This is a genomic window from Acidocella aminolytica 101 = DSM 11237 (genome assembly GCF_900129125.1).
In the GTDB taxonomy this organism is placed as follows: Bacteria; Pseudomonadota; Alphaproteobacteria; order Acetobacterales; family Acetobacteraceae; genus Acidocella; species Acidocella aminolytica.
Map to the genome: position 1 here is coordinate 86,557 of NZ_FQVJ01000001.1, position 15,388 is coordinate 101,944.

At 58.9% G+C, this 15,388-nt stretch carries 12 protein-coding genes; 10 read left to right on the forward strand and 2 right to left on the reverse strand.

From position 1 onward, the window contains the following. Window positions 1-111: 111 nt before the first annotated feature. The 8 genes from putA to BUB54_RS20620 all read left to right on the forward strand — a co-directional run bounded on the left by putA (window position 112) and on the right by BUB54_RS20620 (window position 10,551). Window positions 112-3,750 (forward strand): trifunctional transcriptional regulator/proline dehydrogenase/L-glutamate gamma-semialdehyde dehydrogenase, encoded by a 3,639-nt coding sequence (putA, locus tag BUB54_RS00425; protein ID WP_048880235.1) that lies wholly within the window; start codon window positions 112-114, stop codon window positions 3,748-3,750. 225 nt (window positions 3,751-3,975) lie between these two features. After that, on the forward strand, window positions 3,976-5,115 hold the full coding sequence (locus tag BUB54_RS00430) for a branched-chain amino acid ABC transporter substrate-binding protein (RefSeq protein ID WP_048880234.1): 1,140 nt from the start codon (window positions 3,976-3,978) through the stop codon (window positions 5,113-5,115). Window positions 5,116-5,150: 35 nt separating this feature from the next. Next, a complete protein-coding gene (locus BUB54_RS00435; RefSeq protein ID WP_048880233.1) occupies window positions 5,151-6,053 on the forward strand; it encodes a branched-chain amino acid ABC transporter permease in 903 nt (300 codons plus the stop codon). After that, window positions 6,053-6,979, forward strand: coding sequence for a branched-chain amino acid ABC transporter permease (locus BUB54_RS00440; protein ID WP_048880232.1), 927 nt, complete (start codon window positions 6,053-6,055; stop codon window positions 6,977-6,979). The genes BUB54_RS00435 and BUB54_RS00440 overlap by 1 nt, the downstream gene beginning before the upstream one ends. Then, window positions 6,976-7,755 (forward strand): ABC transporter ATP-binding protein, encoded by a 780-nt coding sequence (locus BUB54_RS00445; protein WP_048880231.1) that lies wholly within the window; start codon window positions 6,976-6,978, stop codon window positions 7,753-7,755. Before BUB54_RS00440 ends, BUB54_RS00445 begins: the two co-directional genes overlap by 4 nt. Beyond that, a complete protein-coding gene (locus BUB54_RS00450) occupies window positions 7,752-8,477 on the forward strand; it encodes an ABC transporter ATP-binding protein (RefSeq protein WP_048880230.1) in 726 nt (241 codons plus the stop codon). Before BUB54_RS00445 ends, BUB54_RS00450 begins: the two co-directional genes overlap by 4 nt. A gap of 79 nt (window positions 8,478-8,556) precedes the next feature. After that, on the forward strand, window positions 8,557-10,062 hold the full coding sequence (locus BUB54_RS00455; protein WP_052948445.1) for an NCS1 family nucleobase:cation symporter-1: 1,506 nt from the start codon (window positions 8,557-8,559) through the stop codon (window positions 10,060-10,062). Window positions 10,063-10,389: 327 nt separating this feature from the next. Continuing rightward, complete coding sequence (locus BUB54_RS20620) at window positions 10,390-10,551, forward strand: hypothetical protein (protein WP_158320167.1); 162 nt, start codon at window positions 10,390-10,392, stop codon at window positions 10,549-10,551. A 95-nt stretch (window positions 10,552-10,646) separates the two neighbouring features. On the opposite strand, the gene BUB54_RS00460 is transcribed toward BUB54_RS20620, so the two are convergent. Both BUB54_RS00460 and BUB54_RS00465 read right to left on the reverse strand, forming a co-directional pair. Continuing rightward, window positions 10,647-12,029 (reverse strand): aminotransferase-like domain-containing protein, encoded by a 1,383-nt coding sequence (locus tag BUB54_RS00460; RefSeq protein WP_048880229.1) that lies wholly within the window; start codon window positions 12,027-12,029, stop codon window positions 10,647-10,649. Window positions 12,030-12,093: 64 nt separating this feature from the next. After that, window positions 12,094-12,648: a hypothetical protein gene (locus tag BUB54_RS00465; RefSeq protein WP_048880228.1), complete on the reverse strand. Its 555-nt coding sequence runs from the start codon at window positions 12,646-12,648 to the stop codon at window positions 12,094-12,096. A 253-nt stretch (window positions 12,649-12,901) separates the two neighbouring features. Between BUB54_RS00465 and BUB54_RS00470 the strand changes: the two genes are divergently transcribed. Beyond that, a complete protein-coding gene (locus BUB54_RS00470; RefSeq protein ID WP_048880227.1) occupies window positions 12,902-13,552 on the forward strand; it encodes a phosphoribosyltransferase in 651 nt (216 codons plus the stop codon). Window positions 13,553-13,638: 86 nt separating this feature from the next. Beyond that, window positions 13,639-15,348 carry a PHA/PHB synthase family protein gene (locus BUB54_RS00475; RefSeq protein ID WP_052948444.1) on the forward strand — a complete coding sequence of 570 codons (1,710 nt, stop codon included), beginning with the start codon at window positions 13,639-13,641 and terminating at the stop codon, window positions 15,346-15,348. Window positions 15,349-15,388: the final 40 nt, after the last annotated feature.

A 15,388-nucleotide genomic window follows, 5' to 3' on the forward strand; every position in this document is an offset into this window, starting at 1 on the left:
AAACACGTTATAAAAGGGGAAAATATATGATTTTTGCTTAATTTCAAGCGGGTTTGTGTGTGCTTGAACTGCTATGCTCAGGGCTGACGCGTATTTAGAGAGTTGTCTGCAATGGCTGTACCTCCTTTTGCTCATTTTGCCGTGCCTGTGCGCTCACAAAGCCCGTTGCGCCAGGCGATCACGCGGGCCTGCCGCTCTCCGGAGCCAGATTGCGTGCCGGCTCTACTGGATGCCGCGTATCTAACAGATGAGCAGCACGCCGCCATGGAGGCGACGGCCCGGCGGCTCGTGCAGGCTTTGCGGGGTAAATATAAAGGCACCGGCGTGGAAGGGTTGGTCCAGGAATACGCCCTTTCCAGCCAGGAGGGTGTAGCGCTGATGTGTCTAGCCGAGGCGCTGTTGCGGATTCCCGATGCCGATACGCGGGACGCGCTGATCCGCGATAAAATCTCGGAAGGTGACTGGAAGGCCCATCTCGGCGGTAAGCGCTCCTTGTTTGTCAACGCTGCTACCTGGGGACTGGTGGTCACTGGCAAACTCACCAGCACGGTGAATGACCGCAGCTTGAGCGCCGCCCTGACGCGTTTAATTGCCCGTTGCGGCGAGCCGGTTATCCGCCACGGCGTTGACCTGGCGATGCGGATGATGGGCGAGCAATTCGTGATGGGCCAGACGATCGAGGCAGCCCTGAGCCGTGCCCGTAAGCTGGAGGCACGGGGGTTCCGTTATTCTTACGACATGCTGGGCGAAGCCGCAGCCACGGCTGCGGATGCGGCGCGTTATTTCGCGGATTATGAGCGCGCCATCCACGCCATTGGCAAAGCGGCGGCCGGGCGAGGCGTTTATGAAGGACCCGGCATTTCCATCAAGCTGTCCGCTTTGCACCCACGCTATTGTCGCGCCCAGGCGGAGCGCGTGATGGCTGAGTTGCTGCCCCATGTGCGCAGCCTCGCCCAACTCGCCAAATCCTACGATATGGGCCTGAATATCGATGCCGAGGAAGCAGACCGGCTGGAACTGTCCCTGGATATTCTGGAGGAGCTGAGCTTCGACCCCGCGCTGAGTGGTTGGAACGGGTTGGGCTTCGTCGTGCAAGCCTATGGCAAACGCTGCCCTTTCGTCATCGACTATCTGATCGACCTTGCCCAGCGCGCCGGGCGGCGGTTGATGGTGCGGTTGGTAAAGGGCGCCTATTGGGACGCTGAAATCAAACGCGCCCAGCTCGACGGGTTGCCGGATTTCCCAGTATATACTCGCAAAATCTATACGGATGTCTCTTACATCGCCTGCGCGCGCAAGCTACTGGCCGCGCCGGAGGTCGTTTTCCCGCAATTCGCCACCCATAACGCGCAAACGTTGGCCAGCCTCTACCATCTCGCCGGGCCGGATTTCCGTCCTGGGCAATATGAGTTCCAATGCCTGCACGGTATGGGCGAGCCGCTTTATGATGAGGTCGTGGGACAGGAGACATTGGCCCGTCCCTGCCGGATTTACGCGCCGGTGGGCACGCATGAAACGCTGCTGGCCTATCTGGTCCGTCGCCTGCTGGAGAATGGCGCTAACTCCTCCTTCGTTAACCGCATTGCGGACCCCGCTGTGCCGGTGGACGCGCTGATCGCTGACCCAGCTAAAACCGTGGCGGCCATGGCGGTTATTGGCGAACCACACGGCAAAATCGCGCTGCCCAGGGCGCTTTATGGTGCCGTGCGTCCAAATTCAGAGGGCCTGGACCTTACTAGCGAGGCTACGCTCGCCCATCTGTCGGAGAATCTTGTCGCCACGGCCAAAACCAGTTGGCAAGCCACGCCGTTGCTAGCCGAAGGAGAAGCCACCGGGCCGGTCCAGCCAGTGCGCAACCCCGGTGATCATCGTGACAAGGTCGGCGGGGTCATGGAGCTGGATGCCAGCGAAGCCCCACGTGCTGCGCAACTGGCTGCTTCCTACGCCCCTATCTGGGCCGACACGCCCCCCGCGGAACGCGCCGCCAAGCTGGAAGCCGCAGCAGAGCTGATGCAGGCGCGGATGGAAATGCTGATGGGCCTCGCCATCCGCGAAGCAGGTAAAACCGCCGCGAACGCGGTGGGGGAGGTACGGGAGGCTATCGATTTTCTGCGCTATTATGCGGCCCAGGCCCGCCAGACATTAACTCCGGCGCAGACGCCGCTGGGGCTGGTTCTTTGCATCAGTCCTTGGAATTTCCCTCTCGCCATTTTCACCGGCCAGATCACGGCGGCTCTGGCGGCAGGGAATGTCGTCCTCGCCAAACCGGCTGAAACAACGCCGCTCATCGCCTATGAAGCCGTGAAGATTCTGCATGAGGCCGGTATTCCGCGCGGCGCGCTGCAATTCACCCCAGGTGGCGCGGCGTTGGGTGCCGCGCTGGTTGATGCGCCGGACGTCGCGGGTGTTATGTTCACCGGCTCAACTGAGGTCGCACGGCTTATCCAGGCCCAGCTTGCCAAGCGGCTGTCTCCGGATGGTCGGCCGATCCCACTGATCGCTGAGACCGGCGGGCAGAATGCGATGATTGTTGATTCCTCAGCTTTGGCGGAGCAGGTGGTAGCGGACGTTTTGGCCTCGGCGTTCGACAGTGCCGGGCAGCGCTGCTCCGCGCTGCGTGTGCTATGTTTGCAGGAGGATGTGGCCGAGCGCACCCTCACCATGCTGCGAGGCGCTTGCCGGGAATTGCGGATTGGCCGGACCGATCGCTTGTCAACGGATATCGGGCCGGTAATCACCGCTGCCGCCCAGGCCCAAATCACCGATCATATCGAGACTATGCGCGCAAAGGGCTGCAGGATCGATCAGATACCACTTCCGGAAGAGTGCGTGCACGGCACCTATGTTCCGCCCACGATCATCGAAATCGCTTCACTCTCCATGCTGGGGCGCGAGGTATTCGGCCCCGTTCTGCATGTTCTGCGCTATAAGCGGGACCAGATCGACGCGCTGATCGCCCAGATCAATGCCACCGGATATGGGCTGACATTCGGCCTGCATACGAGATTGGATGAAACTATCACCTATGTCACCAACCGGGTGAAGGCAGGTAATCTCTACATCAACCGTAATATCATCGGTGCGGTGGTGGGCGTGCAGCCTTTCGGTGGTCGCGGCTTGTCCGGCACCGGGCCAAAGGCGGGTGGGCCGCTTTATGTCAGACGGCTCACGAAAAACCCGCCTGGCTTAGATGGTCTGATCGGGACAGGGGAGACGCACATTCTGCGGGACTTTACCCTCTGGCTGGAAGAGCAGGGCGAACGTGGCGCGGCCGATTTCGCACGTACCTGCGGGCAGCGCTCGTTGCTCGGCCTGCGCCGTGAGCTGGATGGGCCGGTGGGCGAGCGCAATATTTATGAGGTCCATCCTCGCGGTCGGATCCTGCTGGCGCCGGAGACAAAGACAGGGCTGTACCGCCAACTCGCGGCTTCTCTGGCGGCGGGGAACATGGCGGTTATTGATGATACCCCGCAATGGCGGACGGCGCTGTCCAGCCTGCCTGCATCGGTCTCCGCCGCCGTTGTCTGGAGCCAGGACTGGGCGCAATCCCCCCCCCTCGCTGGCGCGCTGGTTGAGGGCGGCCCGACCCGGGTAGAGGCGCTAAACCAACGCCTTGCCGCGTTATCGGGGCCTTTGGTTCCGGTGCAAACTGGCCCGGATTATTGCCCGAACGGGCTGATCGAAGAGGTTTCCATTTCGGTTAATACAACTGCGGCAGGGGGCAATGCCAGCCTCATGGCGATCGGCTAAGCGGCTTGGTATGGAAAAGTGGTTCTTGGAATGAAAACGCTTTAGTTTATCTCTGGGTTTTTAAAGAATATAAGGGTTGGATTCAAAACACGGCATCCTGTTCATGTGATGCTTCTAAAGTAAGAGATGCATCTCCAAGCATGACAAATCGTGGCAAAGCGTGGATAAGTTACCGTGTGCGTTATTTGAGTCACGTATCCTCGATTGAGCAAACGGGAGGTTTGAATGTTGCGTAAGATTGGAACGAGCGTAGCGGCGTTGCTGGCTTTGGCGGTGCCGGGGGCAGCAGCTATGGCTGCGCCAAGCCCGATTAAGATTGGCGTGCAGGCGCCCATTACCGGTGCCTATGCCGTGGAAGGGCAGGGTATCGAAAAGGCCGTGAAGCTGCTTGCAGAGGAGCAAAACAGCAAGGGTGGTCTGCTCGGGCGCCAGATTGAAGTGAAGGTCTGTGATGATCAGGGCCAAGCTGCGCAGGCAGCCATCTGTGCCCGTCAGTTGGTGAATGATGGCGTGGTCGCCGTGATCGGCTCTTACACCAGTGGAGCGGCCCTGGCCGCCGAGCCGATTTACGCGCGCGCGAATGTTATCCAGACCTCGGACGGCACCAGCAACAAGCTGCTCGCCCGTGGTTACAAAACCTGGTTCGGCAACGCCGCGCCCAACAGCGCTGAAGCCAGATTCACCGCTGATTACATGGTGAATGTGCGCAAGTTCAAGCGTATTGCCGTGGTCACGGACCATTCCAGCTTCGCAACTGGACTTGCCGATGCGGTTGAAGCCAACATCAAGTCTGACCATGGCAACGTGATCGACAAAGCCTACATCAATGCTGGGTCGCAGAATTTTACCCCCGTGCTCACGCAGCTTAAATCGCTGAACCCGGATGCTGTTTACTTCTCCGGCTATTATAGTGATGGCGCGCTGATCAAGGCGCAGATGGCGCAGCTTGGCGTCAAGGCTGTGTTTGTCGGCGGTGATGCCAACCAGAATGTCGATTTCGGTAAAATCGCGGGCACTGCCGCAGCTGGTGCTATTATCATCAACGTGCCCGGCCCGGAACAGCTGCCTTATCCAGCGGCCAAGGCGTTTGTTGCAGCCTATCAGGCCAAATATAACCAGGCTCCGCCTTCAGTTTTCACTCTGACGAATGCTGACGGCATGCGCGCAGTATTGCAGGCCATTGAAAAAACCAACAGTGTAAACCCCGGTAAGCTGGAACATTATCTGCATAATATGAAGCAGTTTGACGGCCTCACCGGCTCCTTCGTCTGGAACGCGAAGGGCGAGCGCGTGGGCAGCCCGTTCACGGCGTTCGAGGTGCAGGCTGATGGCAGCTACAAGATTGTTTATCCGGCTGCTGGCTGAGTTTTGATTTGACGCGCTGAGGGGAGACAGGCGCCATGGGGACTTTTATTCAACAGATGTTCAACGGCCTCACGGTTGGCGGCATCTATGCGCTGATCGCGCTGGGCTATACGATGGTCTATGGCGTGATGCGGCTGATCAATTTCGCACATGGCGATTTGTGCATTCTCGGCGCGTTTGTTGGTTTAACCTTCATCACCTCTTTTGGCGGGGGCGGGCATCTTGGTGCCGCCATGGTGATCTTCGCTTTCGTCGCGGCGGTGCTGGTGGTGGCAGCGGCAGGTGTGTTGCTGGAACTTGCCGCCTACCGCCCCCTACGTAAAGCGGACAGGCTGGCGGCGGTGGTGTCTGCACTGGGCGCCTCCATGCTGATTGAAAATGGCATCATGCTGGTCTGGAGCCCCCAGGTCAGCGTGTTTCCTTCTGGCTTGCTGCCGACCACTACATATCATATCGCGGGCGCTTCCATCAGCTTCGTGCAGGTCATGATCATTGCCGTGTCCTTTGTTCTCATGGCGGCGCTGTATCTCTTCGTGAATCACACACGCTTTGGCACCGCCATCCGCGCCGCCGCCATCGACCAGGACGCTGCGCGGCTCATGGGCATCAACGTTAACCGCGTGATTGCGAGTGTGTTCGTCATCGGCCCGGCGCTGGGCGCGGTGGGTGGCTTGTTTGTCGGTATTTATTACCGTGAAGTCTATTTCACTATGGGCTGGACCTATGGGCTCTACGCCTTCATCGCGGCGATTCTTGGTGGTATCGGTAATATTCCGGGTGCTATGATTGGCGGTATTCTACTTGGCCTGTTCAACGCCTTCGCCGCTGGCTATTTGTCCAGCTCCTGGCAGGACGCCATCACCTTCGCCTTGCTGATCGGGATTCTTCTTGTCCGTCCGACGGGGATTCTGGGCGAGCGAGTGGCGGAGAAAGTGTAATGCAAAATCTCGCAACAAAATATGGCGGCGCGCTGCTCTGGATTGTGGGTCTCGGCCTGCCGCTGGCGCTGAACGATGCCTGGGTGGCGATTGCCGCCATGTTCGCCATTTACAGCGTTGTCGCCTTGTCTGAAGACATCATCCTTGGCCGTGGCGGCATGTTCGATATGGGGCATGCGGTTTATTTCGGTATCGGCGCTTACGTCACCGGCATTTTGAATGTGAATTACGGCTGGCCGATTTTCGCCACCATGCCTGTGGCGATGCTGCTGGCGGCGGCGGTGGGCGCCTTGCTGGCCGGGCCGCTGATCCGCTTGCGTGGGGATTATCTGCTGGTCGCCAGCATTGGCTTCAATGCCATCTTTGTTCTGGCGATGCAGAATAACCTACTTGGCCTCACCGGCGGGTCGGATGGTGTCGCGGGCCTTGATATTCCTCGTCTGTTTGGGTTTCAGTTGGCGAGCCAGAATAGCATGTTCTGGCTGGATTGGGTCGTGCTCGGCCTCGTGATTCTGCTGATGAATAATCTCGACCGTTCCGAGTTCGGCCGCACCTTGCGCTACCTGAAACAGGATGAGCTAGCTGCGACCATGATCGGTGTTGATCCCCGCAAGGCCAAAACACTGGCCTTTGCGCTGGGGGCCGCCGTTGCCGGGCTGGCGGGCACCTTGTTTGCGGTGCAGCTTTCAACGGTCAGCCCGTCCTCTTTTGTTTTCACCGAATCCGTCACGCTGTTTGCCATCGTCATCGTTGGCGGGCAGGGCTCCGTGCCGGGTGTGCTTCTGGGCACGGCGCTTATGTTTGTGCTGCCGGAAGTGTTTCGCGGGCTCGCGCAATACCGTTATCTTGTGTTCGGCTTCGCGATGATTCTGGTAATGGTTCTGCGGCCGCAAGGGCTTTGGCCTCGTCGGAGGGCCCGCGCATGACCGCTTTATTGGAATTGCGCAATCTTGGCATCCGTTTCGGTGGCCTGCGCGCGGTAAATGATCTTTCCTTCACCATCGAACCCGGGCAGATTGTGGCCCTCATCGGCCCCAACGGCGCCGGCAAAACAACCGCCTTCAACATGATCACCGGCGTTTATAAACCCACAGAAGGGCAGGTTCTGTTTGCAGGCCGGGACATGACCGGCAACCCGCCTTATCGCATCGCCGGCGCGGGCATCATGCGCACTTTCCAGACCATCCGGCTGTTCTCAGATATGTCGGTGCTGGAAAATGTGCGTGCCGGATGCCATTTGCGGGTGCGCCAAAGCTGGTGGCAAGGTCTGCTCGGCCTGCCCGTGCAGCGGCGTGAGGAAAAGGCGTTGACCGAGCGCGCGCATGAAATCCTGCACCGGCTCAACCTCGACCAGTTCGCGCATGAGCTTGCAGTCGCCTTGCCGTACGGCGTGCAAAGGCGCGTTGAACTCGCACGCACTTTGGCTGCGGACCCGAAGTTGATTATTCTTGACGAACCCGCCGCTGGTTTGAACGACAATGAATCAGCCGCGCTAAGCCAGTCGATCTTCAGCATCCGCGACAAAGGCATCACGATCCTGCTGGTTGAACACGACATGAACGTGGTGATGAACGTGGCCGACAAAATCGTGGTGATCAATTTCGGCGAAAAAATAGCCGAGGGCCTGCCGGATGAGATCCGCAACGACCCCCGCGTGATCGAAGCCTATCTGGGCCGTGACGATGAGGAGGAGATATCGTGAGTTTGCTCCAGGTTACTGATCTCCGCGTCAATTACGGCCAGATCGAAGCATTGAAAGGCGTTTCCCTGCACGTCAAAATTGGAGAAATCGTCGCCATTCTGGGGGCCAATGGCGCTGGCAAAACCACGCTTATGCGCACCTTGTCCGGTCTCCTCACCCCGCGTTCGGGCACCATTATGTTCGAGGGTACGGACATTACCCGGCTCGGCGCGGACAAGATCGTGCGCCATGGCATCGCCCAGTCGCCGGAGGGGCGGCGGGTGTTCGGCACGCTCACGGTCATGGAAAACCTGCGCCTTGGCGCGTTCACCCGTCCAGCGAATGAAATCCAGGAATCGCTCGACTTCGTCCTGGATATGTTTCCCCGCCTGCGTGACCGTCGCTCCCAACTGGCGGGCACCATGTCCGGCGGGGAGCAGCAGATGCTCGCCATTGGCCGCGCCTTGATGGCCAAACCCCGGCTCCTGCTGCTGGATGAACCAAGCCTGGGGCTGGCGCCGATCATCTTCCAGGGGATTTTCCGTACATTGCGTGAAATCGCCGATAGCGGCGTGACCATCCTGATCGTCGAGCAGAATGCCCGCAGCGTGCTCAAGTTGGCGGATCGCGGCTATGTGCTGGAAGTCGGCCGTTTTGTGCTGGAGGATACCGCGAAAGCCCTGCTGACCTCGCCAGAGGTTCAGGCCGCTTATCTCGGCGGGGCGGAGAAAAAGCCGCACTGACAGCGTCGCCGCTTATGGCGGCTTGACAGCCTGTCTCTGGGACGTGTCATGACCGTGACATGTTTCCAGGGGGCTAGCAATGAATGGACAGGCGTTGCCGGAAGCGGCGGCGGGTATAAATGTGCCGTCAGGCGCGGATTATGACGAACTAATTGGCCGCGTGGCGGACTCGCCACTTTATAACGAGGATCTGCGGCCCATCCGCCGGGAAGAACGCAGCTGGCACGGGCGGAATATTCTGGCCCTCTGGGTCAGCATTTCCATCGTGTTGACAACCTACACGCTGGCTTCGGGGCTAATCGAGGAAGGCATGACATGGCAGGAGGCGATTTTCACCATCGGCCTCGGCAATGTGATCGTGCTGATCCCGATGGTGCTGAACGCTTATGCGGGTGTAAAATACGGCATCCCTTTTCCTGTGTTCGTGCGCTCCTCTTTTGGCACGTCCGGCGCCAAGGTGGCGGCCATGGCGCGTGGGCTGGTGGCGTGTGGCTGGTTTGGCATCCAAACCTGGCTGGGGGCGCTCGCGCTCTCTCAAATTCTGGGTCGCCTTTTGCCCGCCTGGAGCAGCCTGCACGGCCATAATTTCATCGCGTTCGGAGTCTTTTGGGGCTTTGAAATGCTCATCATGGCGGGCGGCATCGAGGCCATCCGCGCTTTGCAGCGCTGGGCGGCACCGCTGCTCACGCTGGTGCTGCTGGCCTTGTTCGGCTGGGCGGTACATGCGGGGGGCGGGCTTTCGGCCCCGCTGGCCGCGTCCGAACAGTTGGCCCATGGAGGGCACAGCTTCGCTGAGCTGTTCTGGCCCAGCTTGGCCGCGAATATCGGCTATTGGGCAACGCTCAGCCTGAACATCCCCGATTTCACCCGCTATGCCACCAGCCAGAAGGCGCAGCTCTTCGGCCAGGGTGTCGGCCTGCCGATTGGCATGATGGCCACCAGCTTTGTCGGCATCTTTGTAACCGCCACCGCGTTCATGGTGTTTCACAAGGTTATCTGGAACCCCATCGACCTCGTGCCTTACATCACCAGCAGCAATGCCGTGCTGATTATCGCCATGCTGGCGGTCATGGTCGCGCAGCTCAGCATCAACATGGCCGCGAATGTGGTGTCCCCGGCCAATGATATCTCCAATCTCGCCCCGCACCTCATCAGCTTTCGCGGGGGCGTGGTGATTACCGGGTTGATCGGTATTCTGATGCAGCCTTGGTATCTCATCGGCAATGCAGCGGCTTATGTGTTCACCTGGCTCTCCGGCTACGGCTCCTTGCTGGGGGCTGTCGGGGCGGTGATGATTATTGATTACTGGCTGTTGCGCGGCCGGCGGCTTGAGCTTGAGGCGCTTTACGTTGAAGACGGCCTCTACCCGAAATGGAAGATCAACGCCTTTATCGCGGTACTGGTTGCCGTGGGGCCGATGCTGCCGGGCTTCCTCATCGCCGCCACCACACCGGGCGGCATCCCGGCGCACCCCAGTCTGCTTATAGCAATCTACAGCTTTGGCTGGATCTGGTCTTTCCCGGTCGCGGGCGGGCTGTATTACGTGCTGGAGCGCATGGCGGCGCGCCGCCTCGCCGTGGCGTAAAAGCTCAAGCGCCGCCCTGTGGAGCCATCCGGGGCGGCAACTATTCAAACACCCACTTTATCAAAAAGCGCCGACAATCAGCCCCCTTAGATAACGCCCCGCCCCAAACACCGCACGGCCGCATAGCTGGACTGGCGGTATCAGCGGGCGCGATCGTCAATGTCGAATTTTCCGTGAATATCGCTTACGGTTACGATATTCGTGGCGAAGTCAGCTGCGTGACAGGCGCGGCGGCGCCGCCCACTCGCCCGTCGCCCGCAATTTCGGATCAGCCCGGCGTCCGGCAGGTCATCCCCGCTGATTGGAGTGAACGTATTATCGAGGCATATGATCAGGAATTCCGCGAATGGGCGCGGGCGCCCAACAGGGAACCGCCAACGATGGGATGGCTACGCCTCCACCTTGGTTGCTGATGTGGCCTCGCGCGCGGTTGAAAGCGGTGCCCGCGAGATCATTCTGATGCGCGACAAGCCGACCCTTTATGCCTGACAAAAAACATCAGTAACTTTCCAATTTGGCGGTGTCTGATGCTGCCCGGCAAGTGCCCAGGAAGGCTGCTCCGTCCCGGTAATAGGTCTGCAGGCTTAAAAAATATCGGCTGCCACGGCGGGGCTGCTGCTCAGGGCGTGCGCCATGGAGGTCAAAGCGGATTTCAGCTCCGCGCGCGTCGTCGGTCCGCCCAGGCAGATACGCGCGGCTTCTGGTGGCGTCGTGCCGCGGGTGGTGAAGGCATCTGACGTCATGATGCCGATCCCAGCCGCCCGCATCTGCCCGGCAAAAGCCGCGCGGGTCCAGCCGTTGGGCAGAGTCATCCAAAGATTGAAGCTCAGCGGGTCCGCGCGGAACAGCCCGGCCGGCAGAATCTCCGCCGCTAGCTTTTGCCGCGCGGCAGACTCGGCGCGGATGAAGCGCAAAATGGAATCGCCGGTACCATCCGTAATCCAGCGCGTCGCCAGCGCGGCCGTCAAAGGTGAGGCCGTGACCGTCATGGCTCTTAGAATGGAGGCAAAATCCCACCCCGCCCGTACATCCGGCGCGATGACATAAGCAATCCGCAGCCCCGCCCCGAAGCATTTGGCCAGCCCGGCCACATGCCAAGTGAGCTCAGGGGCCAGCACCGCGAAGGGCGGTGGCGCGTGGGGTGGAATAAAGCCGTACGCGTCATCTTCAATAATCGCCAAGCGGTGCCGCCGGGCGATATCGGTCAATGCCTCCCGCCGTGCGGCGGGAATGGTCAGCGTTGTTGGGTTTTGCAAGGTCGGGTTCAAATAAAGGGCTTTTGCCGTTCCTCGCGCGCATATTTCAGCCAGAGCCTCGGGCAGAATACCGTGCTCATCCATCGGCAGCCCGTAAAACTGCACGCACTGTTGCGCGGCAATGGCACGGGCGCCAGGGTAAGTGATGGCCTCACACAAAATTGTCTCGCCAGGCTTGGCCAGCAGGCTGAAAATTGCGGTCAGAGAGGGGTGTGCGCCCGGTGTTACAAATAACCGCTCCTGAGACGCCGCCAACCCGCGCCGCCCCAACCAGCTTGACGCGGCATCCTTAGCCTCCGGCGATCCGCCAAAACTTTGATAATGCAGCAGCGGCGCCAAATTATGTGAGACTTCGATCAACCCTTCCTGCATCCGTTCGATCAGTGCTGGATCATCCGGGTCGGGCGGCAGGTTCATGGTAAGGTCAACCGGCGCTGCGCGCGGCGAAGGTTTGTCGGGCATCTTGCCGCGTCCCCTTACAAAAGAGCCGCGCCCCACGGTGGATTCAATCAAGCCTCGGCGTGCCGCCTCCGCGTAGCCTCGCGCGGCGGTGGTAAAATCCACCCCCAACGTCGCCGCCAGCCGCCGCTGGGTTGGCAACTTGTCGCCAGCCGCCAGCGTGCCATTGGCAATGGCCGCTGCGATCGCGTCCGCGATGGCGAGGTAGCGCGGCTTGCTGCTCTCAGAAATGCTGCTGGTCCAGTCAATCATGCAAAGTAGCCAGTCAATTCAGTAAAGCATCATGGGGCGTTCTATTGGCGCGAGCCTGTTCCAGCTAAAGAGATTTCGCGGCAGCCATCCCATAACCTGCCTGTGCAGGGGCCTGGGGCGCTTGAGGCGCCGGGAGGTCTGCGTCGCTTTGCTGACAAAAACGCGCCAGGGCGGCGTCCATGTCGTGCGCCAGCGTGTCGTCCGCGCAGGGCAGGCGCCAAATTGTTTCCGCGTCATCCCGCAGCGTAATTTTCAACACAACTTCCTGAAACCCGTTATCAACCAGGAAGTCCGGGCTGTGGCTGCCAATCATCTGGACCGGGTAAATCGCAGATTTCATGGTCCCGCCATTCGGTCTGGCCAGAAAAATGAGTCCTCTTTCCTGGTCGAACGCCAACCCACCACCGCGTGCGAAAAAGCTCTCATCCGGCGTGAACGGGCGCGGCGCGGCCGCTAGCGCGGTCTCGAACTGAAGATTTTTTCTTCTGGTAAGCTGTGTTTTGAGCCAAGCGGTGAGGGACATCCAGGCCCGGGTGGGCATGGCGGCAATGACGCAGAGAACCAAAGTCACCGTGATGAAAATCCAGTGAAAGGCAATGGCGGCCCAATAAAAACTCATGATAACCCCCGTAAATTGACTGCATTTTTGATAGCTGTCAATTCCACAAAAATATTGGATTTTTTCTTAAGCGAATTGTTGCTGAAAAAGCAAATCAATCCTCCTAGGCAAAAAACAGATGGAATTGATTGCATTCAATTCCAGTCAATCGAGGTGTCTTGCAACTCATTCTGAAATCAGATTGAATGCTGGCCTATTCAGTGCAATGATGTGTCGGTCTCCCTACATTATTTGTCGGATCCCGAGGCTAGTCATGATTTACAAGAGCAGGCGGCAAGCTGGCGAAGATGTTGCCCGTCATTTGACCGCACTGCGCGGCCAATCCCCCGTGATACTCGCTTTGCCAAGGGGCGGCGTGCCAGTGGGGGTGGAAATCGCCAAGGCGTTGAACGCACCGCTTGGCTTGGTGCTGGTGCGCAAAATTGGCGTGCCGGGGAATGAAGAATTTGCCCTGGGGGCGATTGCTGAAGCTGATCCGCCGGAGCTGGTGCTGAATGATGAGCTATTGGCAGCCTTCCGGGTGCCGCGAAGCTATATTGAGGCAGAAAAGGCAAAAGCGCTAAAGGAAATTCAACGCCGTCATGCCCTTTATCTAGGGAGCCGCCCGCCTTTGGCGCTTGAGGGGCGCCTTGTTGTTCTCACGGATGATGGCATCGCGACCGGCGCAACCGTTCTGGCGGCCTTGCGTGCCGTCCGGCGGCAGCACCCGGCCCGGCTTATACTCGCGGTGCCGCTTGCATCGCGTGAAGCCTTGAACCGGCTGGCGCATGAGGCGGATGAGGTGATCTGTCTGCACAAACCCGAGCCGCTTGGCTCCGTGGGAGCGTATTATCTGCAATTTCCTCAGCTTCAGGACCAAGAGGTCATCGCCTTGCTTGAAACGCCAAACGAACAACCTCCATAACCATCTTGCCCGGTGCCGTTGACGCATCTCAATGTACAGTGTGATCTCGGAAGCTAAGATGCGCCTTCATGATCGGGGGAGTGGCTATGAGCAATGGCTCCGCTTTTAGAACGTTTGATCGCGAACTTCATGCCGCGGAAGCGCATTTGACAGCGGGTTTGTCACCAGAGACGCTATTCGGAGCTTATATGGATTGGGCTGGGCATCTCATAAACCAGCCGGGCCGAAGAACCGCACTGCTGCTGGATTTTTTGCAGGATATGGCCATTCTCACCCAGCAAGCCATGGGGGTAACAACGGCCAACGCGCTGCAGCCGAACCCAGGTGACCGCCGGTTTAATCATCCTGGCTGGGCAAGCTATCCTTTTTCGCTTTTCGAGCAGGCTTTTTTGCGGGCCGAGCGTTGGTGGAGCGTGGCGACCACAGGCATACAAGGCGTCTCGCGTAGCCATGAGCGCATGGTGAGCTTCACCGCCAGACAGCTATTAGACATGATGGCGCCCTCCAATATCCCTTTTTTGAATCCTGAAGTGCTAGAAGCGACTTGGCAAAGCGAGGGGCGGAATTTGCTCCAGGGGTTCAGCAAATTCGTTGAGGACATGACCAAGCAGACCCGGGAGCTTCAGGCCAAGCTGCCCTTGCGGCCTGGGCGGGATGTTGCCGTTACGCCCGGTCAGGTGGTTCTGCGCAATGGCTTGATCGAGCTGATTCAGTACAGCCCGCTAACAGACAAGGTGTACCCCGAGCCTGTACTCATTGTGCCTGCTTGGATCATGAAATATTATATTCTTGATTTACAACCGCATGATTCACTGATCCGTTTTCTGGTGGAGCAGGGCTATACGGTTTTTTGCATTTCCTGGCTGAATCCCAGCCGCAAACAGCGGGAAGTGCATCTTGATGATTACCGAAAGCAAGGTGTCATGACCGCGATAGATGCCATTGCGGCGATTACAAAAGCCAGGAAAATTCACGCGGTGGGCTATTGCCTGGGCGGCACGTTGCTTTCAATCACTGCTGCAGCCATGGCCCGTGAACATGACGAACGCCTGGCCAGCCTGACGCTTCTGGCGGCCCAAACTGATTTTACGGAAGCCGGCGAATTGCAGCTTTTCATCAATGAGGCTCAACTCGCTTTTCTTGATGATCTAATGTGGAAAAGCGGATATCTCGACGCGTCTCAGATGGCGGGCGCGTTCCAGATGCTGCGTTCGGCCGATCTTATCTGGTCACGCATGGTCCGGCGCTATTATCTGGGGGTAGAGGACGAGCCAAATGACCTTACCTCCTGGAACATGGATGCAACCCGTATGCCTTATCGCATGCATTCCGAATATCTGTGGCATATGTTCCAGAATAATAATTTGGCGATGGGCCGCTTTCCGGCCGATGGCAAGCCGGTCTCGCTGAGTGATATCGATCTGCCACTATTCGTGGTAGGAACTGAAAGAGACCATATTGCACCGTGGCGCTCTGTTTATAAACTGCATCTTCTGAACCCTGGCAGTCTGACATTTGCTCTGGCATCTGGCGGGCACAATTCCGGCATTGTCAGCGAACCAGGTCGTGCAAACCGCAGTTATAAGATCCTGGAGCGCAAGAAGGGGGCGAAATATAGAGGCCCGGATGAATGGCTGCGGGTAGCCAAGCCCAGGGAGGGATCTTGGTGGCCGGAATGGACACGCTGGCTTGGGGCATGCTCCTCCGCGCCAAAATCCCCGCCACACATTGGCGATGAAGAAGCCGGTTATCCCCCGCTTTGCGCCGCGCCGGGAACCTATGTGATGCGGCGCTGAAATATTATTGATAACAGTCAAAGCGACTCCACCCTGTGGC